The sequence below is a fragment of the Mumia spirodelae genome (assembly GCF_050632745.1).
Classification (GTDB): domain Bacteria; phylum Actinomycetota; class Actinomycetes; order Propionibacteriales; family Nocardioidaceae; genus Mumia.
Window position 1 is genome coordinate 1,332,470 of record NZ_JBODSD010000001.1, and the last position, 24,272, is coordinate 1,356,741.

The 24,272-nt window shown below is 72.0% G+C and carries 19 protein-coding genes and 1 pseudogene; 7 read left to right on the plus strand and 13 right to left on the minus strand.

Going from position 1 to position 24,272, the window contains the following annotated elements:
• The first annotated feature begins 23 nt into the window (after positions 1 to 23).
• Together ACQSSQ_RS06575 and ACQSSQ_RS06580 are read left to right on the plus strand one after the other, a co-directional pair.
• Entirely contained in the window at positions 24 to 446 is a 423-nt protein-coding gene (locus tag ACQSSQ_RS06575) for a hypothetical protein (protein WP_431326233.1), read from the plus strand.
• A gap of 43 nt (positions 447 to 489) precedes the next feature.
• Positions 490 to 1,374: a glycosyltransferase family 2 protein gene (locus ACQSSQ_RS06580; RefSeq protein ID WP_431326234.1), complete on the plus strand. Its 885-nt coding sequence runs from the start codon at positions 490 to 492 to the stop codon at positions 1,372 to 1,374.
• 14 nt (positions 1,375 to 1,388) lie between these two features.
• Here the strand turns inward: ACQSSQ_RS06580 and ACQSSQ_RS06585 are convergent, their stop codons facing one another.
• Together ACQSSQ_RS06585 and ACQSSQ_RS06590 are read right to left on the minus strand one after the other, a co-directional pair.
• The gene (locus tag ACQSSQ_RS06585; RefSeq protein WP_431326235.1) at positions 1,389 to 2,246 is read right to left on the minus strand and encodes an ABC transporter ATP-binding protein; all 858 of its coding nucleotides are present in this window, start codon (positions 2,244 to 2,246) and stop codon (positions 1,389 to 1,391) included.
• Between the two features lie 3 nt (positions 2,247 to 2,249).
• The gene (locus ACQSSQ_RS06590; RefSeq protein ID WP_431326236.1) at positions 2,250 to 3,062 is read right to left on the minus strand and encodes an ABC transporter permease; all 813 of its coding nucleotides are present in this window, start codon (positions 3,060 to 3,062) and stop codon (positions 2,250 to 2,252) included.
• A 143-nt stretch (positions 3,063 to 3,205) separates the two neighbouring features.
• Between ACQSSQ_RS06590 and ACQSSQ_RS06595 the strand changes: the two genes are divergently transcribed.
• From ACQSSQ_RS06595 to ACQSSQ_RS06610, 4 genes are read left to right on the plus strand one after another with little or no spacing between them, the layout of a single operon-like run.
• Positions 3,206 to 4,603, plus strand: coding sequence for an SDR family NAD(P)-dependent oxidoreductase (locus tag ACQSSQ_RS06595; RefSeq protein ID WP_431326782.1), 1,398 nt, complete (start codon positions 3,206 to 3,208; stop codon positions 4,601 to 4,603).
• Positions 4,596 to 8,090: a CDP-glycerol glycerophosphotransferase family protein gene (locus tag ACQSSQ_RS06600; RefSeq protein WP_431326237.1), complete on the plus strand. Its 3,495-nt coding sequence runs from the start codon at positions 4,596 to 4,598 to the stop codon at positions 8,088 to 8,090. The genes ACQSSQ_RS06595 and ACQSSQ_RS06600 overlap by 8 nt, the downstream gene beginning before the upstream one ends.
• The gene (locus ACQSSQ_RS06605) at positions 8,087 to 9,091 is read left to right on the plus strand and encodes a glycosyltransferase family 2 protein (protein WP_431326238.1); all 1,005 of its coding nucleotides are present in this window, start codon (positions 8,087 to 8,089) and stop codon (positions 9,089 to 9,091) included. The genes ACQSSQ_RS06600 and ACQSSQ_RS06605 overlap by 4 nt, the downstream gene beginning before the upstream one ends.
• Positions 9,092 to 9,113: 22 nt before the next feature.
• On the plus strand, positions 9,114 to 10,379 hold the full coding sequence (locus tag ACQSSQ_RS06610; RefSeq protein WP_431326239.1) for a polysaccharide pyruvyl transferase family protein: 1,266 nt from the start codon (positions 9,114 to 9,116) through the stop codon (positions 10,377 to 10,379).
• Here ACQSSQ_RS06610 and ACQSSQ_RS06615 read toward each other — a convergent pair.
• The 8 genes from ACQSSQ_RS06615 to ACQSSQ_RS06650 all read right to left on the minus strand — a co-directional run bounded on the left by ACQSSQ_RS06615 (position 10,330) and on the right by ACQSSQ_RS06650 (position 19,014).
• On the minus strand, positions 10,330 to 11,529 hold the full coding sequence (locus ACQSSQ_RS06615; protein WP_431326240.1) for a CDP-glycerol glycerophosphotransferase family protein: 1,200 nt from the start codon (positions 11,527 to 11,529) through the stop codon (positions 10,330 to 10,332). The genes ACQSSQ_RS06610 and ACQSSQ_RS06615 overlap by 50 nt on opposite strands.
• A 42-nt stretch (positions 11,530 to 11,571) precedes the next feature.
• The gene (locus tag ACQSSQ_RS06620; RefSeq protein ID WP_431326241.1) at positions 11,572 to 12,528 is read right to left on the minus strand and encodes a S1C family serine protease; all 957 of its coding nucleotides are present in this window, start codon (positions 12,526 to 12,528) and stop codon (positions 11,572 to 11,574) included.
• 85 nt (positions 12,529 to 12,613) lie between these two features.
• A complete protein-coding gene (locus tag ACQSSQ_RS06625; RefSeq protein WP_431326242.1) occupies positions 12,614 to 13,447 on the minus strand; it encodes a CDP-alcohol phosphatidyltransferase family protein in 834 nt (277 codons plus the stop codon).
• A gap of 22 nt (positions 13,448 to 13,469) precedes the next feature.
• A complete protein-coding gene (locus ACQSSQ_RS06630; protein WP_431326243.1) occupies positions 13,470 to 14,042 on the minus strand; it encodes a hypothetical protein in 573 nt (190 codons plus the stop codon).
• 116 nt (positions 14,043 to 14,158) lie between these two features.
• Positions 14,159 to 15,106 (minus strand): glutathione S-transferase family protein, encoded by a 948-nt coding sequence (locus ACQSSQ_RS06635; protein ID WP_431326783.1) that lies wholly within the window; start codon positions 15,104 to 15,106, stop codon positions 14,159 to 14,161.
• Between the two features lie 71 nt (positions 15,107 to 15,177).
• Entirely contained in the window at positions 15,178 to 16,449 is a 1,272-nt protein-coding gene (locus ACQSSQ_RS06640; RefSeq protein ID WP_431326244.1) for an MFS transporter, read from the minus strand.
• Complete coding sequence (locus tag ACQSSQ_RS06645) at positions 16,446 to 18,419, minus strand: M13 family metallopeptidase (protein ID WP_431326245.1); 1,974 nt, start codon at positions 18,417 to 18,419, stop codon at positions 16,446 to 16,448. Before ACQSSQ_RS06645 ends, ACQSSQ_RS06640 begins: the two co-directional genes overlap by 4 nt.
• A 40-nt stretch (positions 18,420 to 18,459) precedes the next feature.
• Complete coding sequence (locus ACQSSQ_RS06650) at positions 18,460 to 19,014, minus strand: helix-turn-helix domain-containing protein (protein ID WP_431326246.1); 555 nt, start codon at positions 19,012 to 19,014, stop codon at positions 18,460 to 18,462.
• A gap of 116 nt (positions 19,015 to 19,130) precedes the next feature.
• Between ACQSSQ_RS06650 and ACQSSQ_RS06655 the strand changes: the two are divergent.
• Positions 19,131 to 20,183, plus strand: a pseudogene (locus tag ACQSSQ_RS06655) (benzoate/H(+) symporter BenE family transporter); the annotation flags it as partial.
• 57 nt (positions 20,184 to 20,240) lie between these two features.
• On the opposite strand, the gene ACQSSQ_RS06660 reads toward ACQSSQ_RS06655, so the two are convergent.
• The 3 genes from ACQSSQ_RS06660 to ACQSSQ_RS06670 all read right to left on the minus strand — a co-directional run bounded on the left by ACQSSQ_RS06660 (position 20,241) and on the right by ACQSSQ_RS06670 (position 24,095).
• Positions 20,241 to 21,122, minus strand: a complete 882-nt coding sequence (locus tag ACQSSQ_RS06660; protein ID WP_431326247.1) for a sugar ABC transporter permease — start codon at positions 21,120 to 21,122, stop codon at positions 20,241 to 20,243.
• Positions 21,122 to 22,756 carry an ABC transporter permease subunit gene (locus ACQSSQ_RS06665; RefSeq protein ID WP_431326248.1) on the minus strand — a complete coding sequence of 545 codons (1,635 nt, stop codon included), beginning with the start codon at positions 22,754 to 22,756 and terminating at the stop codon, positions 21,122 to 21,124. Before ACQSSQ_RS06665 ends, ACQSSQ_RS06660 begins: the two co-directional genes overlap by 1 nt.
• Positions 22,757 to 22,838: 82 nt before the next feature.
• Positions 22,839 to 24,095, minus strand: coding sequence for a sugar ABC transporter substrate-binding protein (locus ACQSSQ_RS06670; protein ID WP_431326249.1), 1,257 nt, complete (start codon positions 24,093 to 24,095; stop codon positions 22,839 to 22,841).
• Positions 24,096 to 24,272 lie beyond the last annotated feature (177 nt).

A 24,272-nucleotide genomic window follows, 5' to 3' on the forward strand; every position in this document is an offset into this window, starting at 1 on the left:
GTGCGATGTGCTGTGATGCGGTCATGCGAAGGCCGGTGACGCTGTCCGACCGGGCGCGCGGGTACGGCTTGTGGCCGGGCGACGTCCTGGCCCGCCTCCCGGGCGCCCGGCTCGAGCACGTCGCGTTCCAGGACGGTGCGGCACCCCGGCTCGCGGTGTCCCTGACGGTGACCGGCGACGCGTCGCCGGTCGCCGACGTGCCCGTGAGGATCGTGCTCACGTTCGCCGACGTCCGCGTGCGTGCGTGGCGACCCTCGCTGCGCGAGCGGCTGCGGCGGCGGCCGACCGACCGCCCCGAGGTCGTCGAGCTGTCCCGTGGCAGGTCAGGACGCTACCGCCTGCTGCACAGCGCGGGACGGCTCGCGGTGCGCGCGTCCGCGCTGCTCGTGGACGTCGTCCCCGCGAGCCACCTCGCCGCCGTGCCCGACGACGCCGTGGCGTCCTGACCAGCCCGTCGACGACTGCCGGCCCGCCGGTACGGTGGCACGCGTGACCACCGCCGTACGCCCCCGTGTCGGAACCATCGTCCTCACCCAGGGCAAGCGCCCTGACGAGCTCCGGGCGGCGGTCGACTCGGTCCTCGCCCAGGAGGGCGTCGACGTCGAGGTGGTCTGCGTGGGGAACGGCTGGACGCCGGTCGGTCTCCCGGACGGCGTGGCGACGCTCGCGCTCCCCGAGAACCTGGGCATCCCTGCGGGGCGCAACGCCGGCGTCGACCACGTCGCGGGCGACCTGCTGCTCTTCGTCGACGACGACGCACGCCTTGTCGACCCCGACTTCCTCCTGCGGGCGGCAGCGCTCTTCGAGGACGACCCGCGCCTCGGCGTGGTCCAGCCCCGGGTCGAGAGTCCGGGGGAGGAGGCTCCGACGCGGTGGATCCCACGGATGCGCAAGGGAGACCCGCGGCGCTCGTCCCCGGCGTTCTCCCTGTGGGAGGGCGTGCTCGTCGTGCGACGCGCGGCCTTCGAGGCGGCCGGTCGCTGGGGCGACGAGTTCTTCTACGCCCACGAGGGCATCGAGCTGGCCTGGCGGGTGTGGGACGCGGGCTACGAGGTCTGGTACCGCGGGGACCTGCGGTGCGCGCACCCGGCCATCGATCCCGCGCGGCACGACTACTACTACCGTCTGAACGCCCGCAACCGCGTCTGGCTGTCCCGTCGCAACCTGCGGTGGCCGTTCAGCTGGGCCTACGTCGCCACCTGGACCGCGGTCGCCGTCGTCCGCGGCCTGCGCTCGGCGTCGGGCCGGGCGTCGTTGCGGCCGTGGTTCGCCGGGTGGCGCGAGGGCTGGCGGACCGACCCGGGACCGCGTCGCGCCATGCGCTGGCGCACGGTGGCGGCGATGACGCGCCGCGGCCGCCCGCCCGTGGTCTGACCGACCGGCTCGGGTCAGACGACGGTGCGGAGCCCGCCGTCGTCCTCGTCGGCCTCCTCGTCGTCGTTCTCGTCCGGGAGCAGACCGAGGTTGCGCATGCGGCGCATGCGGCGCTCGTGACGGCGGCGCAGGGCTGCCTCGTTGCCGGAGTCGCTGAAGTACTTCTCGACGACCTCGTCGATGGGACCGTCGTGGACGAGCTTGCCCTCGCGGAGGTAGACCCCGCGGGTGCAGAAGCGGGTCAGGTTGGCCTCGCTGTGCGACACCATGAACAGCGTCCGGCCGTCGCCCAGCATCTCGTCGATGCGCTCGTAGCACTTCTCACGGAAGGCGCGGTCCCCGACGGCGAGCACCTCGTCGACCAGCAGGATCGGCTCGCGCAGGCGCGAGACGACGCTGAACGCGACGCGGACCTTCATGCCCGAGGACAGGTGCTTGTAGGGCGTGTCGACGAAGTTCTCAACCTCGGCGAACTCGACGATCTCGTCGAACGCCTCGGCGATCTCCTTCTTGCGCATGCCGTGGAGTCCGGCCGCGAGGTAGATGTTGTCGCGCACCGTGAGGTCGCCGACGAAGCCGCCGGTGATCTCGATCAGCGGGGCGACGCCGCCGTTGACGATGACACGTCCCTCGTCGGGGATGAGGACGCCGGCGATCGTCTTGAGCAGGGTCGACTTGCCCTGGCCGTTGCGGCCGACCACGCCGATCGCCTCGCCGGGCTGCACGTCGAAGGAGACGTGGCGCAGCCCGTAGAACTCGCCCGCACGGACCCCGGAGTTGCCCTTGAAGAGCAGGTCACGGAGACTGCGGTGCCGTCGCGACCGGTGGAACCGGACCGAGACGTCCTGGACCGAGATGATGGGTTCGCTCATCGCTCAGAGCTCCTTGAGAACGGTGCGCTCGAGGCGTGCGAACAGCCACCAGCCGATCGCCAGCACGACGAGGCAGACCGCCGAGGCGTAGCCGATGTGTGTCCAGTTGAGGAAGTCCGGGAAGATGCCGGAACGGAAGAGCTGGAGGATGTCCGCCACCGGGTTGGCGACGTACACCCACTGCAGGTCCTTCGGCAGGCGATCGACGCTGTAGAGGATCGGCGAGGCGTAGAAGAAGAGCCGGAGGAAGATCTTCACCAGGCGGTCGAGGTCGGGGACCAGGACGGTGAGGACGCTCAAGCCGAGCCCGATGCCCGTGAGCAGCACGAACATGAGCACCATCGCCAACGGGAACGTGACGATCATGTTCCAGTGGAGCGGGACCTGGTAGGCGATCAGGAAGCCCGCCAGCACGGGGAGCGAGAAGAGGAACTCCACCCCGTTGGACGCCACGACCCGCAGCACCCAGATCTCCCGGGGCAGGTTCGTCGAGCGGATGAGCCGCGACGAGCTGCGCAGCGCCTTGGCGCCCTGGGAGACGGTGCCGTTGAACCACTGCCACGGCAGCATGCCGGCCAGCAGGAAGACGATGTAGGGGTCCTCGCCGGGGACGTCGCGACCGAACAGCAGGCTGAACATCGCCCAGTAGACCAGGCTCATCAGCAGCGGGTCGAGCACCGTCCACACGTAGCCGAGCACGGAGTCGGCGTAGCGCACCTTCAGATCCCGGCGGATCAGAAGGAGGAGGATCTTGCGAGAGCCCCAGATGGCGCGGATCCGCGCCCAGGGCGACCGCGTATAGCTCGAGTCGACCATCGGTCCCTTTCCGTCCGGAATCCTGTCCCCTCGGGGACAGACCCCGCGTAGCACGCCTACTGTACGCGCGAGAGCCCGCGAATCCACGCACACCCTCCGGCTCGCGGCTCGTGCCACAAGTTACCCTCTTGGTCGTGACTAGGATGCGAAACGTGGCCGTGGTGCTGGCCGGGGGGACCGGCACGCGCGTCGGTCTGTCGATCCCCAAGCAGCTCATCAAGATCGCCGGCAAGCCGATCATCGAGCACACGATCGCCACGATGCAGACGTCGCCGCTGATCGACGAGATCCTCGTCCTGATGGCGCCCGGTCACCTCGATCCCGTCCGCGCGATCGTCAAGAACGGCGGGTACGACAAGGTCACCGCGATCCTCGAGGGCGCCGAGACCCGCAACGCCACCACGGAACGCGCTCTGGCCGCCCTCGGCGACACCGAGTGCAACGTCCTCCTCCACGACGCCGTACGCCCGCTCGTCTCCCAGACGATCATCGAGGACGTCGTCGCGGCCCTGGACGAGTACGAGGCCGTGGACACCGTCATCCCCTCGGCCGACACGATCGTGCAGGTCCACGAGGACTCCGACACCATCGCCGACGTGCTGCCTCGCCACCTCCTGCGCCGCGGCCAGACCCCGCAGGCGTTCCGGCTGTCGGTGATCCGCGCCGCCTACGCCGAGGCCGCCAAGGACCCCGACTTCGTCGCCACGGACGACTGCACCGTCGTCCTGCGCTACACGCCCCACGTCCCGATCACGGTCGTCGACGGGCACGAGCGCAACATGAAGGTCACCGAGCCGATCGACGTCTACATCGCCGACAAGCTCTTCCAGCTCGCCTCCGCCGAGCGTCCGGCGGCCCTCTCCGACGCCGAGCAGGCGGCCGCGCTCGAGGGCAAGACGGTGGTCGTCTTCGGCGGCTCGTACGGCATCGGCGGCGACATCGCCAAGATCGCCGAGACCGCCGGAGCGACGGTCTTCACCTTTTCGCGCTCGGCGACCGGAACCCACGTCGAGCGCCGCGACGAGGTCCACGCGGCCGCTCAGGACGTGCTCGCGAAGACCGGACGGATCGACTACGTCGTCAACACCGCGGGCGTCCTGCCGATCGCCCCGCTGGCCGAGACCAGCGAGGAGACCATCTACAACGCCACCGAGGTCAACTACCTCGGCCCGATCTTCATCGCGCAGGAGTTCTACCCGCACCTCGCCGAGACGTCGGGCTCGCTCCTGCTCTTCACCTCGTCGTCGTACACGCGCGGCCGCTCGGGATACTCCCTCTACTCCTCCGCGAAGGCGGCCGTGGTCAACCTCACCCAGGCCCTCGCCGACGAGTGGGCGGGCACGGTCCGCGTGAACTGCGTCAACCCCGAGCGCACGGGTACGCCGATGCGCACCAAGGCGTTCGGGGAGGAGCCGGCCGGCACGCTGCTGTCGTCCGAGGAGGTCGCGCGGCAGTCGTTGGACGTCCTCCTCTCCCCGCAGACGGGGCACGTCATCGACATCCGACGCGAGAACGGCCCCGCGGCGATCACGAATGGCTGACGCCGGCCTGACGCCCCCCGAGGCGGGGCGCGTGACCGCGGCGCGGGCGGGGGACGCCGCGACGGAGATCGGCGCAGCAGGCGCCGTGGTCCTCGCGACGGCGGCAGCCCTGTCCGGCGTCATGGAGTCCGTCGTGGTCGCGGTCCTCCTGGTCGTGATCGCGGCGCTCGCGTTCGACGCGTGGCGCTTCGTGCGTCGCGACGACCTCCCGCCGACCGACGAACGGGTCCTGCTCGGGCACGACAGCGCCCTGCGCGCGGCGGTCGGCGCCTCGGTCACCGTGTGCTTCGTCGCGTGGAGCGACGCCTCCGCCTGGGTCGCGTCCCTGGCGGCGCTGATCAGCATCGGGATCGTCGTCCTGGAGCCGGTGCTCGGCCAGGCCCGGCAGTACCGCGTCACCTTCGTGTCGAACGTGCCCGGCCTCACTCCCGCGCCCCGGCAGATCGACCTCGAGGCCGCGGCCACCGGCGCCCACCTCGGCGCGCTCGCGTTCGGCGCGATCGCCGCCGGGACCGGGCTCTCCGCCTGGTGGTGGGCGGCCGTCACGCTCGTCGCGGCCGTGCCCGACCTCGTGATGGGCCTCAACGCCGTGGCACGCATGCGCGCCGGCCGGCGGATCGAGGCGGACCTCGCCGGCGCCATCGAGGCGTACGCCCCCGACGCCCTCGTCTACACGGCGTGGCCCGAGGACGGCACGCACCAGGTGACGATGTGGCTCCCCTACCTGGAGCGGACGGGCCGCCGCCTGCTCGTGGTCACCCGCCACAACTACCCGGCCGAGCTCCTCGCCCAGCACACCGACCTCCCGGTCGTGATGCGGCACGGGTCCCGCGACCTCGACGACCTCGTGGTGCCGTCCCTGACGACGGCGTTCTACGTCAACGCCTCCTCCGGCAACAGCATCTTCGTCCGCCACCACCAGATCAACCACGTCTTCCTGGGCCACGGCGACTCGGACAAGCCCACGTCGTACAACCCGACGCACGCGATGTACGACCGGATCTTCGCCGCCGGCGAGGCCGCGGTCCGCCGCTACGCCGCCCACGGGGTCGCCATCCCGCGCGACACCTTCGACGTCGTCGGGCGCCCGCAGGTCGAGGGCGTGACACGCGTCGACGCGCCGGTCCCGGCCGACCCCACGGTGCTGTACGCGCCGACCTGGCGCGGGCACGTCGACGAGACCGCCTACCACTCGCTGCCGATCGGGACGCAGATCGTCTCGGCGCTGCTGGAGCGCGGCGCCACGGTCGTGTTCCGGCCGCACCCGTTCAGCTACCGCTTCGAGACCGACACCGAGACGATCCGCGCGATCCACACGATGCTGCGCGAGGACGCCGAGCGCACCGGCCGGCAGCACGTGTTCGGGCAGCGGGCGGAGCGGGAGATGTCGGTCTTCGACTGCATCAACGCCGCCGACGCGATGGTCTCCGACGTCTCGAGCGTCGTGGTGGACTGGCTGTTCTCCGGCAAGCCGTTCGCGATGACCGCCATGACGGAGAACGGACGCGACTTCGTCGGCCACTACCCGATCGCGGCTGCCTCGTACGTGATCGAGGGCGACGCCTCCAACCTGCCGTCGGCGCTCGACGCGATGCTCGGCGCCGATCCGCTCGCGCTCGAGCGCCGCGCGGTCCGTGCCGACTACCTGGGCGACTTCCCGGCCGAGGGCTACGCGGACGTCTTCGTCGAGCGTGCCCGCGAGATCATCGACCACCCCCGCGCCGACGTCCTCGAGGGCGAGTCGCCGGAGGGCGAGGCCGAGGACGGCGGCGTCAAGCTGACGTTCGGCGCCGTACGCCGCCAGCTCGCGGTGGCCGCACGCGACGTGGTCACCGGCGGCCTCGCGCTGCTCACGTTCGTGGCCACCCTGGTCGGAGCGTCGACGGTGCTGCCGCTGCTCGGCGCGCTGGTGACGCTCGCGCTCTTCGCGCCGCTGCACCGGCGGGCGCGGCCGGGCAACCGCAACTACCCGCACATCGCCGGGACGCTGCAGCTGTCGCGGCTCCTGCTGGTCCTCGCGCTGCTCGTCGGCTGGTTCGACTGGCACGGGGAGTCGTGGCTGGTCGCGGCCTGCCTCGCCGTCCTCGGCGCGGCGACGGCGGTCGAGTCCACGATCTTCGACTGCTGGGAACGCGTCGGGCTGGAGGCGCGCAACCTGCCCTCCCTGCGCGTCGACGTCCGGGAGGTCGTCGCGCGCGGCACGGTGGGGGTGCTCGACATCACGGCGCTCGCGCTCGCCTGGGTCGCCGGCGCGGCGGGTCTGACCCCGGTGCTCGTCCTCCTGGCCCTCGTGGTCGCCGGCGTCACCGCGGTCGCGGTCACGGCGGGCCTGCGCCGCGTCCACCGCTGCGTCGACGCGGAGGACCGCCTCTACACGACGCTCGAGGGCCTGGCGCCGGAGTTCACCGTCTACTTCGGTTCCAACGTCGGTGCGCCGTACCAGCTCGGCATGTGGATGCCGTACTTCGAGCGGATCGGCCGTCCGTTCGTCGTGGTCACCCGCAACCTGGGCATGTTCCGCGCGATCGAGGGCATCACCGATGCGCCGGTGGTCCACCGGCCCACGCTCCGCAGCCTCCAGGAGGTCGTGGTGCCGAGCATGCGGGCGGCGTTCTACGTCAACAACGCCCCGAACAACACGCACTTCCTCGAGCGCCGCCAGATGGTCCACGTGTGGCTCAACCACGGCGACTCGGAGAAGCCGGCCTGCTACAACCCCGTGCACGCGATCTACGACCGGATCTTCGCCGCCGGGCAGGCCGGGATCGACCGCTACGCCCGCCACGGCGTCGAGATCCCGCGCGAGAAGTTCGAGGTCGTCGGTCGGCCGCAGGTCGAGGACATCGCGCCGGCGCGGGGCCCGATCGGGTCGCTGGAGGACGTCACGGTGCTGTACGCGCCGACGTGGCGCGGGCCGTACGCCGACTCGGAGGTCTACTCGCTGCCGCGCGGTGAGGAGATCGTCTCGGCGCTCCTGGCCCGCGGCGCACGGGTCATCTTCCGCTCCCACCCGTTCAACTACCGCTTCCCCGACGCCGAGCGGACGATCGCGCGGATCGGCGCGCTGCTCGACGCCGACCGGTCCCGCACCGGACGTCAGCACGTGTGGGGCGCCGCCGCCGAGGAGGCGATGTCGGTGGTCGACTGCTTCAACGCCTCGGACGCGATGGTCGCCGACGTCTCGGCTGTGGTCTCGGACTACCTGCAGTCGGGCAAGCCGTTCGCGATGATCTCGGTCGGGCGTACGCCCGAGCAGCTGCGGACCGACGCCCCGGCGGCCCGCGCCGCGTACGTCGTCGAGGGCGGGCTGTCCGACCTCGACGAGGCGCTGGACGCGATGCTGGGCGACGACCCGTTGGCGGCGGACCGTGAGAAGGTCCGCGTGTACTACCTGGGGGACTTCCCGTCCGGCGCGTACGCCGACGGCTTCCTGACCGCTGCGCGGCGTCTCGTCGACGCCGGCCCGCTCGACGAGGCGATGCGATGACCACCGACCAGACGATGATCCCCGAGCGCGCCGAGGCCATGCCGCCGGTCTCCGTCTTCATGACGGTGCGCAACGAGGAGCGCGACCTCGCCGAGTGCGTCGAGCGGATCCTGGCGCAGGACTACGACGGCGAGATCGAGGTGGTCGTCGCGGTCGGCCCGTCGGAGGACCGGACCCGCGAGATCGCCGACGCGCTCGCCGCGGAGCATCCGACGGTCACCGTGGTCGACAACCCGACGGGCCTGACGCCGCACGGCCTCAACGCCGCGATCGCGGCTGCCCGGCACGACTGGCTGGTCCGCGCCGACGGTCACGCGCTGTTCCCGCCGGACTACCTGACACGTGTCGTGTCCGCGCTGGCCAGCACGGGGGCCGCCAACGTCGGCGGCCGGATGCGGCCGGAGGGCCTGAGCGCGTTCGGGCGTGCCGTCGCCCGCACGATGTCGTCGAAGTTCGGGATCGGCGGTGCGGCCTTCCACGTCGGCGGCGACCCGGGACCGCAGCTGACGGTGTACCTCGGGGCCTTCCGGCGCAGCGCCCTCGAGAAGGTCGGCGGGTACGACGAGCACTTCGTCCGCGCCCAGGACTGGGAGCTCAACCACCGCCTGCGCGAGAACGGCGAGGTGATCTGGTTCCTCCCCGACGTGGCGGTGACCTACCGTCCCCGTGAGACCTGGAAGGCCTTCGCCACCCAGCAGTACCGGACGGGCGGCTGGCGCCGGCGCGTGATCAAGCAGCACCCGGAGACGGCGTCCCTGCGCTACCTCGCACCGCCGGCGGTGGTGGTGGCCTCGGGGCTGGGGCTCGCGGCGGGGGTCGTCGGGCTGTTCACGACGCCGTGGCTCCTGCTCGGCCTCGCGGTGCCCGCCGGCTACCTCGCGGGCGTGACGGTTGCGGCCCTGTGGGAGGGTCGGGACCTCGACCCGGCGGCCCGGCGGCGGCTTCCGGTGACCATGGTGACGATGCACGGGGCATGGGGGCTAGGCTTCCTCTTGAGTTAGTCGACCGTCTTAGGAGACATTCGTGACGCGCTTGTTGATGCGGGCCCACAAGAACCCGTTCGCCGCGCCGACGGCCGGACGGGTGCTCGCCCGCAACCTCATCGGCGACAACGTCGGCAACCTGGTCTTCAGCTACGCGGTCCAGCGGACGCTGTCGGTCCCGGACGCGACGGTCGAGGTCGCCCGCCTCAACCGCGCCCGGACGCTGAGCCCCGAGGAGATCGACGAGAGCTACGACCACGTCGTCATCCCGCTGGCCAACGCGTTCCGCAAGCGGTTCCTGCCCAACCTGGACGCGATCACCGAGACCATCGAGAAGCTCTCGATCCCGGTCACCGTGGTCGGCGTCGGCGTGCAGTCCGCCGTCGGCGAGGGAGTGAGGGCGCCCCGGCAGGTCGCCGACGCCGTCACGCGCTTCGTCCGGGCGGTGCTCGACCACTCGCCCTCGATCGGCGTCCGCGGCGAGTGGACCGCGGAGTACCTCGCCGACCTCGGCTTCGGCTCCGAGCACGTCGAGGTCATCGGCTGCCCGTCGATGTTCCTCCACGGCGACCAGCTGCCGCTGCGCAAGCCGGGGCGTCGCCTCGACAAGCGGGGGCCGATCGCGTTCAACCTCTCTCCCTACCTCCCGCAGATGGCCCCGGTCGTCGAGGACCAGGTCGCCCGCTACCCGGGTCTCGTCTACTTCGCGCAGGACATCAAGACGCTGGAGCTGCTCCTCGAGGGCAGCAGCGACCGCAAGGTCATCGACGAGCGGCTGCCGATCCACCCGGACCACCCGCTGATCGCGGGCGGCCGGACGCGGTTCCCGCTGGACGCGTCGACGTGGATGACGGCGCTGGCCGCGTACCCGTTCTCCTACGGGACCCGGATCCACGGCAACATCGCTGCGCTGCTGGCCGGCACCCCCGCGTACGTCCTCACCCACGACGCCCGCACGCTCGAGCTGGCCCGCTACCACGCGATCCCGCACCGGCGGATCGACATCCCGTTCGAGGGCGTCGACGCGGTCGCGCTGCACGCCGAGGCGGACTGGAAGCCGCTCCTCACGGGGCACGCCGAGCGCTTCGCCCGCTACTCGGCGTTCCTGCACGCCCACGGCCTGAGCCACGTGTTCGACCCGGGGCAGGCCGCCGGTGCCGAGGCGTTCGACCGACGGATCGCGCGCAAGGCGTTCCCGCTCCCGGTCGGCGAGCCCGCGGCCGGGCCGCGCGGTGCGCGCGACCTGGGCGACCGCGTCAGGCTGAGGCTGCGGAAGCTGGTCCGACCGGCTCGTCCGCGATCCTGAGCGCCTCCTCGAGCGCCCCCACGAAGCGGGCGGTGCTCGCGCGGTCGGCGGTCTCGCCGAAGTAGTGCACCGACAGCGCGTGCATCTGCTCGCGCGGCCACGGCCGGTCGAGGAGCGCGGCGGCCCGCGGTGCGTCCGCGGCCTCGAGCCGGGGGACCTCGGCGAGGAAGCGCGACGGCGGGAGCGTCGTGCGCGGCTCGGTCGGGACGGTCACGAGCATCGGCTTACCGGTCGCGAGCCAGTCGTAGGCGACGGAGGACAGATCGGTGACGCACACGTCGGCGAACGCCCACTGCCAGCCGTACGGGCCGGTGTCGACCAGGTGGCGGTCGCCGTGCTGGGTGAGGATGGCGCGGATCTCGCGGTCGGCGGCGGCGTACGCCGGGTCCTGGACGCCGGTCCGCGGGTGCGGGCGGTAGACGACGCGGTAGCGCGGGTCGGCGACCAGCGAGGCGACCAGCGCCACGCCGTGGGACGCGACGGACCCGTACGCCATGCTGGCGCGGTCGCCCTCCCACGTCGGGGCGTACAGCACGCGGGTCGTCCCGTCGTCCGGCCACGACGGAGCGCCGGCGTAGTCGAGGTCGAGCTGCGGGCGTCCGACCTCGCGGACATGGATCGCGTCGTCGAAGCCGCGCAGCGCCCCGGCGATGCGCTCGCGCGCGGCGGGACCAGCGACGAGCACCCGGTCGTACGCCTTGTTCTGGTTGGTGACGCTCGAGTCCTTGTCGCTCTCGCCGTGCCCGAGGTGCACGTGCACCGGGCGGGCGAACCGGAGCATGCGGAAGTTCAGCGGGAGGTGGTTCACGTAGAGGACGACCTTGACGGCCCCGCGGTCGACCAGGTCCTCGAGGTACGACGAGCCGGGCGCGAAGAACACCGGCAGCGACGTCTCCTCCAGCACGCGGCGCCCGGTGTCGGGACGCGACACGACGACGGCGGCCGGCCAGGGGAGCGCCGCGAGGACGCGGTCCCACTGGTGGAGCTGGTAGAGGTTCTCGGGGCCGTCGGCGAAGTAGAGGACGACGGGTGCGGCGAGCGCCGCGGGATCGGTGTTGCAGCGGGCAGCGAAGGCGCGTCGGTCGAGGCGGTTGCGGACCGTCGCGACGCCTCGGCGCGCGACCTGACCGAGGCGGCGGATCCGGTGCACGTCGCCCACCCTACCGTCGGACGTCCGGTCGTCCGCGCACGCTCAGGCGGTCAGCTCGACGGGCCGGGTGACCATGTCGACCATCGCCCCGTTGCGCAGCACGGTCACCGGCAGCGCCAGCCCGATCACTTCTCCGAAGAGCTGGCGCTGGATGCCCTGGGCGTCGGAGACGACCTCCCGGCCGACCGCGAGGACCAGGTCGCCCGTGCGCACGCCAGCCAGGTCGGCGGGACCGCCCCGGACGACCTCGACCACGCGCACCCCGGCGGCCTGGCCGGTGCGGGCCGCGACGTCGTCGGGCAGCGGGGCGGGGACGCCGACGAGACCGAGGTACGCCCGGCGTACCCGTCCCTCCACCATCAGCGTGCCGATGATCCGGCGCGTGGTGGCGTTGATCGGGACCGCCAGGCCGACGCCGACGCCGGCGACCGCGGTGTTGATCCCGACCACGCGGCCTGCCGAGTCGGCCAGGGCGCCGCCGGAGTTGCCGGGGTTGAGCGCGGCGTCGGTCTGGATCACGTCCTCGATGACGCGCACGGCGTCGCGCTGACGGACCGGGAGCGCGCGGCCGAGGGCGCTCACGACCCCGGCGGTCACCGACCCGGTGAACCCCAGGGGGCTGCCGACCGCGACCACGAGCTGGCCCACCACGAGGGCGTCGGCGTTGCCGAAGGTCGCGGGCGGGGGAGGCGAGCCCTGCACCCTCAGCACGGCGAGGTCGGAGAGCGGGTCGGCCCCCACCACGGTGAACGACTCCTCGGTGCCGTCGGCGAACGTCGCGGAGCCCTGCGTACGGCGTCCGACCACGTGCGCGTTCGTCAGCAGGTGCTGCTCGTCGACCACCACGGCCGAACCGCCTCCGCGACCCGGGAGGATCACGCTCGCCACCTGCGGGGACAGCGTGCGGGCCACCGTGCTGACCGTGCGGGAGTAGGCGTCGAGCTCACCCCTGTCCGGCACGGCCCTGTCCGGCACGGCCTCGTCCGGCACTGCGACCACCCCCTCGCGTCGTCCGCGGGACCGGTGGATCAAGTGTGCGTCGCCCGCGGCCCCGACCGTACGGTCGTTCGCCACGGGCGGACGGTCACGGTGCGGGAGGGCGCAGGCGCGACGACGCCATGATCGCGAGGAAGTGGCCGATCACGGCCAGGACCGCGAGCGGGAGGAGCGCCACGAGCAGCGTCCGGGTGCCGGCGAGCCCGCCCCACGCGTCGCCCGCGAGCAGGTCGACGACCGCCGCGACGAGCACGAACAGCGTGAGCTCGACCGAGTGGTAGAGGCGGTGGAACGGAACGTACCGGGCCACCCGGCGCAGGTGCGCCACCATGCCCGGGCGCGGTGCAGCGGCCTCGGCGCTGTCGGCGAGCTTGGGGAGCCCCGAGAACGCGCGCGAGACGTGGACGAAGTCGTTGAGCGACTTGTTGAGCAGGATGACCACCGCGAGCAGCGCGCCGAGCGTGGTCCAGCCGTAGTGGTCGTCGAGGTCCGGGAGCCCGCCAGCGGCGCGGACGCCGAGCGCGATCGGGATCAGGGACTCGGTCGTGTAGTGGCCGATCTTGTCGAGGAACGTCCCGGCCGGGGACAGCGTGCCCCGCCAGCGCGCGACCTCGCCGTCGGCGCAGTCCAGCAGCATCTGGAGCTGGCCGAAGAAGACCGCGAGCAGGGCGCCGACGATCCCGGGCACGAGCAGCGACCCGGCAGCCAGCCAGCCGGAGAGGATCATCAGGCCGGTGACGGCGTTGGCGCTCAGGCCGAGGCGCACCAGAGGTCGGCTGACGTACGGCGAGATGTCGCGAAGGTAGAGGTCGGCGACCCAGTGCTCCGCGCTGCGGCGGGCACGGATCTCCGGGGGCTGGGCGACCGCACGGTACTCCGCGAGGGTCGGGCGTGCGGGGCGCGCGGCGGTCGAGTCGGACACGGCCGCCACCGTAGCAGCAGGCTCAGAGGGCTCCGTGCGCCAGCATCGGCTGATCGGGCGTGGTCCAGCGCAGGGCCTCCGGGCAGAACGGCTCGTGCCACTCGCGGAGCACCGTCGCCCCGGCCGACGGGACGACCTGGGCCCACCACTGCGGGCAGTGCGGGCACGGCGTGATGACCAGGTCGTCCGGGTCGAACTCGACCGGCACCATGGGGGAGCTGAGCGCCGGGTGGCCCCCGACCTCGCTCAGGTCCACGAGGAAGCCCTCGGTCCGCGGGCCGCGCTCGTCGGTCGCGTCGCCGAGGTCGGTCCCGACCGCGACGACCTCGTGGACGAAGCCGGCCGCGTCGACGATCCGGTGCTGGTAGCTGTACCCGGTGCCGTCACCGTTGCCCCGCGACGCGATCAGCGCGCGGGTGCGTTCGATGTCGTCGGGGTGCTGGTGGTTGAGGACCAGCTGCGTCGTGATGCGCGAGGACGGTGAGATCCCGAGGATGGCGTACATCCCCTCGGAGAACTCCCACGCGTCCAGGCGCGGCCAGTAGGTGTAGCGACCCAGAGCCGGCGACGGGCCCCACGGCATGTCCTTCTTCATCTCGTCCCCCGAGCTTCGGGCTGCCCCCCAGCAGCCTGGGTCACGACGTTAGGTGCCGCGACGCGGGGCTGGCAAGGGTTGCGTGACGGTTGCGAGGGAAACCCCCGCGGCGCTCGTCAGCGGGCGAGGACCCCGGCGGGAAGGGGATCCGGGGCGGTGCCGTCGCCGAACGGGGTGCCGCCGAGCTCCTCCCGGCCGTGCGGTGCGTGCCACCCCGCGAGGTCGGGGCCGACCGGGACGATCTGCGTCGGGTTGATGTCGGTGTGGACGACGTAGTAGTGGGTCTTGATCTGCCCGACGTCGATCGTGTCGCCGAATCCGGGCGTCTGGAAGAGGTCGCGCGCGTACGCCCAGAGCACCGGCATCTCGCTCAGCTTCTGCCGGTTGCACTTGAAGTGGCCGTGGTAGACGGGGTCGAAGCGGGCCAGCGTGGTGAACAGCCGGACGTCGGCCTCGGTGATCGTGTCGCCCATCAGGTAGCGCCGCGTCGCGAGGCGCTCCTCGAGCCAGTCCAGCGCGGTCCACAGGCGGGCGTACGCCGCGTCGTACGCCTCCTGCGATCCGGCGAAGCCGCAGCGGTAGACGCCGTTGTTGACCTCGGTGAAGACCCGCTTCATCACGGTCTCCATCTCGTCGCGGAGGGGCTCCGGCCACAGGTCGGGCGCCCCCTCGCGGTGGTGGTCGGACCACTCGAAGAAGAAGTCGCGGGTGATCTGGTCGAAGTCGTTCGTGGCGACGGCCTTCGTCGGGAGGTCGACCATCGCCGGCACCGTGATCCCGAGCGGGTAGTCGGGGTCGCGGGCGAAGTACGCCTGCTGGAGCCGCTCGTAGCCGAGGACCGGGTCGACACCGCCGGGGTCGAGGTCGAACGTCCAGCTGCGCGCGTCGTGGACCGGCCCGCACAGGCCCATCGAGAACGCGTCCTCGAGGCCGAGGAGACGGCGGACGATCACGGCCCGGTTGGCCCACGGGCAGGCGCGGGCGGCCACGAGGCGGTAGCGGCCCGCCTCCACCGGGTAGCCGTCCCTGCCGTCGCGCGTGATGCGCGTGGTCAGGTAGCGCATGTCGCGGCTGTAGTCCTCGCCGGCATGCACGTAGGCCCCCTTCGTCGAGTGCGGGTCGTCCGCTGTGGTGCTCACGGAGCCAGTCTGCCCGCTGCGCCGATGCGGTGCCGACCCGCCACGACCATCCGGATCGCCGGGACCGTGAGGAAGGCCGCGACGACGTTGAGCGGGCCGAACCCCCACGCGTTGATGATCACGCCGGCGAGGAGACCGCCGAGTGCTCCGCCGAGGCTCATCACGAAGTCGGAGGCGCCCTGCACGGTGGGGCGTACGTCGGCCGGGACCGACTGGGCGACCAGCGAGGAGCCGGCGATCGTCGACGCGGACCAGCCGAGCCCGAGCAGCGTGAGACCGACCATCATCCGCGGCTCGGACTCGCCCGCGGTGCCGGCGACGAGCGTCGCGAGCAGCAGGATCGCCTGACCGAGGACGATCGTGCGGCCGCGGCCCCAGCGGTCGGTGAGGATGCCCATGACCGGTGCCAGGGCGAACATCCCGGCGATGTGCAGGCTGATCGTGATCCCGATGATCGTGAGGCTCGACCCGTGGTCGGCCATGTGGACCGGCGTCATCGCCATCACGGCGACCATCAGCGCGTGCGCACCGGCGATCGTCACGACACCGGTCCGCGCCGCGGCATTGCTGTGCAGCAGCGGCCAGGCGTCGCGCATGCGGGGCCGCGAGACCAGCTCTCCGTCCGCCACGGGCCGGAGCTCCTTGGCCACCCGCAGCGGGTCGGGGACGAGCGCGACCGCGGTGAGGACGGCCGTGGCGGCGAAACCGACCGCGGCGATCGCGAAGGGGCCGGCGAGGTCGGGGACGCCGAGGGCGTCGGCGGTGCGCGCCCCGACCTCGGTGAGGTTGGGGCCGATCACCGACCCGATCGTCGTCGCCCACACCACCAGCGACAGCGCCCGTCCGACGTGCAGCGGCTCCGCGAGGTCGGTGGCGGCGTAGCGCGACTGCAGGTTGGTGGCGGTGTTGGCGCCGACGACGAAGAGACCCACGAGGACCAGCCAGGCCGCGTCGAGCTCGGCTCCGGCCACCACGACCAGCGCGCCGACGCAGGCGAGCAGCCACCCGAGCGCCAGCGCCGGGCGGCGACCGCGCGAGGACGCCAGGGCCGCGAGCGGCAGGGCCAGGAGCGCGGACCCCAGCGTGAGCATGGTGGTCGCGAGACCGGCCCACGCCGACGACCCGGACACGTCCTTGACCAGGAGCGCGCCGACCGAGAGCGCAGCGCCGGCCCCGAGGCCGCCGATCACCTGCGACGAGGCCAGCACGCCGACCGTCCGTCGTTGGATCCCGGCGACGTGGCCGGGCGAGTACGCCCCGGTGGTCACCAGATCGTCACGCGCTGGTCAGGGGCGAGCCACAGGGCGTCTCCCGGCTCCACGCCGAACGCGTCGTAGAACGCGACGAGGTTGCGGACGACCTGGTTGCAGCGGAACTCCGGCGGCGAGTGCGGGTCGACCGTCAGCCGGCGGACCACCTCGGCGGGTCGCACCTTGCCGCGCCAGCACTGGGCCCACGACGTGAAGAAGCGCTGCGCGCCGGTGAGGCCGTCGAGCACGGGGGGCTCCTCGCCGTCGAGGGCGAGGAGGTAGGCCTCGTACGCGATCCCGAGCCCGCCGAGGTCGCCGATGTTCTCGCCGATCGTCAGCGCGCCGTTGACCGGCTGGCCGTTGGCGCCGTCGGGGGAGAGGGCGTCGTACTGCGCGATGAGCGTGCCGGTCAGCTTCTCGAACGCCGCACGGTCGTCGTCGGTCCACCAGTTGCGCAGGGCGCCAGTGCCGTCGTACTGCGAGCCCTGGTCGTCGAAGCCGTGGCCGATCTCGTGGCCGATGACCGCGCCGATGCCGCCGTAGTTGACCGCGTCGTCGGCCTCGGCGTCGAAGAACGGCGGCTGGAGGATCGCGGCGGGGAAGACGATCTCGTTCATGGTCGGGTTGTAGTAGGCGTTGACGGTCTGCGGCGTCATCAGCCACTCGTCCCGGTCGATCGGCTGCCCGATCTTGGCGAGCTCGCGGTCGGTCGCGACGTTGGAGGCGCGACGCGCGTTGCCCAGGAGGTCGGCCGGGTCGGCGACCAGGGCGGCGTACTCGCGCCAGCGCTTGGGGAAGCCGACCTTGGGCGTGAACGCCTCGAGCTTCTCGAGCGCGTGCTGCTTGGTCTCGGCACCCATCCAGGTCAGCCCCGCGATGCTGCGGCGGTACGCCTCGACGAGGTTGGCGACCAGCTCCTCCATCCGGGCGGCGGCGGCCGGCGGGAAGTGCCGCTCGACGTAGAGACGGCCGAGCCCCTCGCCGATGGAGCCCTCGACGAACGAGACGCCGCGCTTCCAGCGGGCTCGCAGCTCGTCGGTGCCCGACAGCGTCCGGCCGTAGAACGCGAAGTTGGCGTCCACGAAGGGGCTCGAGAGGTACGGGGCGGCCGCGGACACCAGCCGGAAGCGCAGCCAGTCCTTCCAGGCGTCCACCGGCTCCTGGCGCAGCGCGTCGGAGAGGGCCTCGAGGTACGACGGCTGGGACACCACGACCTCGGAGAGCACGTCGAGGTCGAACTGCGCCGCAGCGGCCCACGAGCGCCAGTCGAGCGCGGGGGTGAGCAGCTGCAGGGCGTCGAGGTCGAGGAGGTTGTAGGTCTTGACCGCGTCACGGCTCGCGACCCGGTCCCAGTGCCCCTTCGCGAGGCGCTCCTCGAGGGCGTACACGCGCGCGGCGCGGGCGTCGGCGTCGTCGAGCCCGGCGAGGCCGAGCATCGTGGCGACGTGGGCCTGGTACGCCGTGCGGACCGCCGCGAACTGCTCCTCGCGGTAGTACGCCTCGTCGGGGAGGCCGAGGCCGCCCTGCAGGACGGTGACCACGTAGCGGTCGGGGTTGCCGCGGTCGGGACCGACGTACATGCCGAAGACGCTGGACGCGGCCTGGCGCTCGAGCGCGCCCAGGGCCTCGACCACGTCGTGCACGTCGCCGATCGTGTCGACGGCCGCGAGGTCGCCCTCGAGCGGCGTCGCGCCGAGCGCCTCGACACGGTCCACGTCCATGAAGCTCGTGTAGAGGGCACCGATCTTGGCCCGCTCGTCGGCGACGTCGCCGCCGGCGGGGTCCCCGTCAGGGCTCGCCTGGCACTCCTCGACGATGGCGCGGACGTCGACCTCCGCCTCGTCGACGAGGGTGACGAACGAGCCGGCGACGGCACGGTCCGCGGGGATCTCGGCCGTCGCGAGCCAGCCGCCGTTGACGTGGCGGAACAGGTCGTCCTGCGGCCGCACCGCCGGGTCCGTGCCGCTCTCGTCGATGCCTGACCTCACCGCGTCCTCCTCGTGATCGGCTGGTCGCGAGGGTGCTCCCTCACGCCGTCGTCAGTCTAGGCGTGACGATCACCAGGACGCCTTCTGCATTTTCGTCGCCCAGCGCGACGTAGTGGTGCGGGACGTCGGCGTCGAAGGCGGCGTGCTCGCCGGCCCGGACCACGACGGGCGCCTCGTCCGGGCCGAGCCGCAGCGTGCCTGCGACGACCACGAGGTGCTCGCGCACGCCCGCGCCGTGGGAGGGCGAGCGACGCTCCTCGCCGGCGGCGAACTCCATCACGTAGGTCTCGACCGTGGCGTCGGGCCGGTGCCGGACGTCGACCAGCCGGGCGGTGACGCCGCTGCTCGCCACCTCGGCGCCGATCGTGTCGTCGAGGAGGGCGGCGAGCGGGACGCCGAGGGGCGCGGCGAGGGCGTAGAGGGTCGCGAGCGTCGCGTTGCGCCGGCCCGACTCCAGCTCGGAGAGCGAGGCCTTGCCGATCCCGGCGGCGCGGGCGAGGGCCGACAGCGAGAGACCACGCTGCTCGCGCAGACCGCGGACGCGGACACCGACGCGGGCAGCGGCGTCGTCGGGCGCAGGGGCGGGGTCCGGCACGTGACGGCTCCTTCGAGGATCGGCTATCGTTCCGCATACGGAACGTTCCGTGTACGGAACGCCTTCATCATGGCACGAAGGAGCCTCTCGTGAGCAGCGCCCGCCGCGTCCCGGTCGTGACCGGCATCGTCACGTCCCTGGTCGGGTTCACCAGCTCGTTCGCCGTCGTCCTCGCCGGTCTCCGCGCGGTCGGGGCCGACGGGGCGCAAGCGGCGTCCGGTCTGGTCGTGCTGTGCGTGACGCTCGGCGTCGGCATGATCGTGCTCTCGTGGCGCTACCGGATCCCGGTGACCCTCGCGTGGTCGACGCCCGGCGCTGCGATGCTCGCGGGCGCCGCCGTCCCCGACGGCGGCTGGCCTGCGGCGGTCGGGGCGTTCGTCGTCACCGGTGCCCTGATCCTCGCCACCGCAGCCTGGCCGGCGCTCGGCAGCCTCGTCGCCCGCATCCCGCAGCCCGTCGCCCACGCGATGCTCGCCGGGGTCCTCCTCCCGCTGTGCGTCGAGCCGGTCCGCGCGCTCACGACCAGCCCGTGGCTCGTGGCCCCCGTCGTGGTCACCTGGCTGGTCCTCCTGAGGGTCGCGGCGCGGTGGGCCGTGCCGGGGGCGTTCGCGGTGACGCTCGTGGTCGTCGGCGTCTGGCTGGCGCGGCACGGTGCCGCCCTCGACGGCCCTCTGCTGCCGTACGTCACCTGGACCACGCCGGTGATCACGTGGCAGGCCGTCGTCGGGATCGCCGTGCCGCTGTACGTCGTCACCATGGCCGCGCAGAACGTGCCGGGCGTCGCGGTGATGGCGTCGTACGGCTTCACCGTCCCGTGGCGCGCCGCGATGGCCGCGACGGGGCTCGGCACGGTCGCCGGTGCTCCCGGCGGCGGGCACGCCGTCAACCTCGCCGCGATCACGGCGGCCCTCACGGCCGGGCCGGAGGCGGGACCGGATCCCCGCCGTCGCTGGGTCGCGGCGCAGACGGCCGGATGGGCGTACCTCGTCATCGCGCTCCTCTCGACCGCGCTCGCCACCGTCGTGGTCGCGGCGCCGGCCGGTGTCGTCGCCGCGGTCGCGGGGCTCGCCCTGGTCGGGACGCTGGGGTCCGCGCTGCTCGGCGCCGTGTCAGTCGACGGTCCGCGCGAGCCCGCGGTCGTGACGTTCGTGGTCGCCGCGAGCGGCATCACGGTCGCCGGGATCGGCGCCGCGTTCTGGGCGCTGGTCGCCGGGGTCGCGCTCCACCTACTTCACGGCGCCCGACACCAGGCCGTTGACGATGAACCGCTGGAGCGCGAGGAAGAGGACCATGACCGGCACCGCGGCAAGCACCGCGCCGGCGGCGAAGATCGCCCAGTTCGTGGAGGTCTGCTCGGAGACGTAGCCGAAGAGCCCGACCGCGAGCGTCTGCTGGTCGGGGTCGGTCAGGAACACGCTGGCGACCACGAACTCGCTCGTCGCCGTGATGAAGGCGAGCAGCCCCACCACCGCGAGGATCGGCGTCACCAGTCGCAGCACGATCCCGAAGAAGATCTGGGCGTGGCTCGCGCCGTCGAGCCGCGCGGCCTCGTCGATCGAGACCGGGACGGTGTTGAAGAAGCCGTACATCAGGTAGGTGTTCACGCCGAGCGCGCCGCCCAGGTAGACCAGGATCAGCCCCGCGTGCGTCCCGATGCCGATCGCGGGGAACACGTCGCCGATCGCCGACATGAGGATGAAGATCGCGACCACGGCGAGCATCTGCGGGAACATCTGGACGAGCATCAGCGAGAGCAGCCCGAGCCGACGACCGGTGAAGCGCATCCGGGAGAACGCGTACGCCGCCAGCGCCCCGAGGAACACCGTGCCCAGCGCCGTGACCCCGCCGACGAGGAGGGTGTTGAGGAACCACCGCCCGTACGGCCGTGAGGGGTCGGAGAAGAGCTCACGGTAGTTGCCGAGGTCGATCGTGCTGAACAGCCGGCTGCTCCCGGCGAGCGTGCCGGACGGGTCGAGCGAGGCCGACACGACGTAGAGGATCGGGAACGCCGCGTAGACGGTGACGGCGATGCCGACGAGGTGGCGCCACCCGAGGTCGGCGAACCAGCGTCGGAAGCTGCGGCGGCGCGGTGCGGGGACGGTGCTCATCAGTGGATGTCCTCCAGTGCCTTGGTGCGGCGGAAGAGGACCGCCGAGATGATGCCGATGACGACGAAGATGATGATGGTCAGGGCGCTCGCGAGCCCGTAGTCGCGCCCCGTCCCGGTGCCGAACGCCACCTTGTAGACCATCGTGATCAGCAGGTCCGTCGCGCCGATGTCGCTCGTGGTGTCCTCGAAGCGGGGCCCGCCGCGGGTGAGCATGTAGATCACGTTGAAGTTGTTGAAGTTGTAGGCGAACGTCGTGATCAGCAGCGGGGCGACCGACACCAGCAGGAGCGGCAGCTTGACCGCGCGGAACGCCCGCCACGGGCTCGCGCCGTCCATGCGGGCGGCCTCGTTCATCTCGTCGGGGATCGACTGGAGCGCTCCGGTGCAGACGAGGAACATGTAGGGGAAGCCGAGCCAGGTGTTGACGAAGAGCACGCTGAAGCGCGCGAGCCAGGGGTCGGTGAGCCACTCGATGTCCGCGCCGCCGAGCAGCACCTGGTTGACGAACCCGAACTCGGTGTTGAGCAGGCCGGACCAGACGAGTCCGGACAGGAACGCGGGGAACGCGTACGGGAGGATCAGCATCACCCGGTAGAACCGCTTGCCCCGCATGCTCGCGACGTTGAAGACCATCGCCAGGAACAGCCCGAGCCCGAAGACGAGCGCCACCGAGAGCGTGGCGAACACGAACGTCCAGACGATCACCGAGAGCAGCGAGTCCCGCAGCTGCGGCGTCTCCACGGCGCGCCGGAAGTTGTCGAGGCCGACGTTGATCTTCCAGCCGGGGACGAGCTCCTCGCCGTCGGCCGAGACGAACGCTCCCTCGCCGCCGTCGGCGTAGACGGTGCCGGTCGTGGCGTCGGTGAACGTGCCGGCGTCCTCGTCGTAGCGCAGGTTCGAGCGGTACTCGTACGCCGTGCTGCCGTCGGCCGTGCGCAGGCTGCCGTCCGAGGGGTTGTCCGAGACCGGGACCGCGGTCGCGAGGATCTCGTCCTGGCGGTCGAGGAGCTCGTCGAAGGAGAGCGGGGCGTAGCCGTCGACCGCGACCGCCTTGCCGCTGCCGTCCACCTCGGCGTCGTCGACCTCGGCCAGCGGCTCGTCGGCCGACCCGAGCGCGACGGCACCGTCCGGGGCGGTGACGAGGAACCACACGTCTCCGCGCTTCTCGAGCACCGACAGCTGGTACTGGGGCGAGTCCGGCACCCGCTCCTGCCCCTTGGTCGCGATCGCCGCGACCGCGTCCTCCTTGCTGCTGTTGTGCCCGTCGCCGGCGTTGGTGAACGCGATGTAGCCGGTATAGACCATGACGAACACCTGGAACACCAGCAGCAGCGTGATGCCCGGCGCGAGGTACTTCGCGGGAAGGCCGTCGCGTCGGAGGTAGACGACGTTCACGCCGACCGTGAGGACGACCGTGAGCGCGAGGACGACCCACTTCTCCTGCGCGGCCAGGACGAAGACCGCGTAGAGCGCGAGCGCGTCGGCGAGCCCCAGAAGCACGATCTTCACGAGGATGCCGACGAGCCCGTCGGTCTCGCCGGGCCGGCTCAGCCGCGACCACGGTCCCCGACGGCGGGGTCGCGGGTCGGGCGAGCCCGAGCCGTCGGTGCGGGCGTCGTCGGTGAGCGTCATGAGGTGGTGCCCCTCCTGGGAACGTGCGGGGGAGAGCAGACCGGCCGGGGAGCGGAACCGCTCCCCGGCCGTCAGGACGAGGTCAGCCGGCGACCTTCGTCTGGACGCTCTGGACCATCTTCGGCCAGGCCTGCGCCGGGTCGACCTTGCCCTTGATGATGTCGAGCTCGGTGGCGCCCCAGTCGGCCCACACCGCGTCCATCTGCGGGATGGCCGGCATCGGCGCACCGCTCTTGCCGATCTCGCCGAACGCCGCGACGATCGGGTCCGACGCCGCCATCTCGAACGACGCCTTCAGCGCCGGCGGACGGCCGCCCTGGGCGAACAGCGCGTCCTGCGCCTCCTCGGTGCTGAGGTAGTTGAGCACGAACTCGCTCGCGGCGAGCGCGTTGGTGGCCTTCGCGCTGATGAAGAACCCGTTGACGCCGATGAACGGCGTCGCCGCCTCGCTGCCGCCGGTCGGGATCGGGTCGATCGCGATGTTGAGGCCGGCCTTCTGCATGTCCGGCACGTTCCACGGTCCGGTCAGGAAGTACGGCGACTGCCCCTTGTTGAACGCGTCCTTGGCGATGTCGCCGGTGATGCTCGCGTTGAGCGCGCCCGCCTTCGACCAGGCCGCCAGGTCCTTCGCGAACTCGACGCCGCCGGGGTTGCCGAGGCCGAGCTTGGTCGGGTCGTAGTCACCCTCCGCGTTGCGCTCGAAGACCGGGGCTCCGTACGACGTCTGGATGCCGTACAGGTGGTAGGGGTCGCCCTGCTTGGGGTCGAGACCCACGAGGAACGGGTACTTCGCCTTGCCGGAGTCGACGACCTTCGTGCCGGCGGCGACCACGTCGTCCATCGTCTGCGCGGGCTCGGCGAGGAGGTCGGTGTTGCGGACGAGCGCGACGTTCTCGATCGCGTACGGCAGGCCGTAGGTCTTGCCCTCGTACGTCATCGCCTGGATGGCCGCGTCCTCGAACTCGCCCGCCTTGTCCCCGAGCTCGAGCGGGGCGACGACGCCGTTCTGGACGAACTTCCCGACCCAGTCGTGCGGGCCGACGATCATGTCCGGGCCCTTGCCGGTCGGGACCTGGGTGATGAAGTCGTCGCGCGCGGACTGGAAGTCCTTGATCACGAGCTTCACCTCGACGCCCTTGTCCTCCTTGAAGGAGGCGACGGCGTCCTCGAGTGCCGGTGCGCGCTCGGCGTCCACCCACATGGTGAGCGTGGACGACCCGGACGACTTCTTGTCGGAACCCTCGTCGTCGTCGGACGACCCGCCACAGGCGCCGAGGACGAGGGACGAGGCGACGGCCAGGGCACCAACGGCCAGGACGCCTCTGCGGTTCACCAGCATGAGGTGTGCTCCTTCTTCAGAGTGGAATCGGTTCCATTTCTAAGGGACGCCGACGAGATCCGGCAAGAGGCCCGCGGCAACCTGAGCGCAACAGTTCGGTAACGAGAGTGCGCCAAGGCCCGGAATGAAAGCGATCGTCGGGATTCTGGTGGGGACGCTGGCTGCAAGGCCGATCGT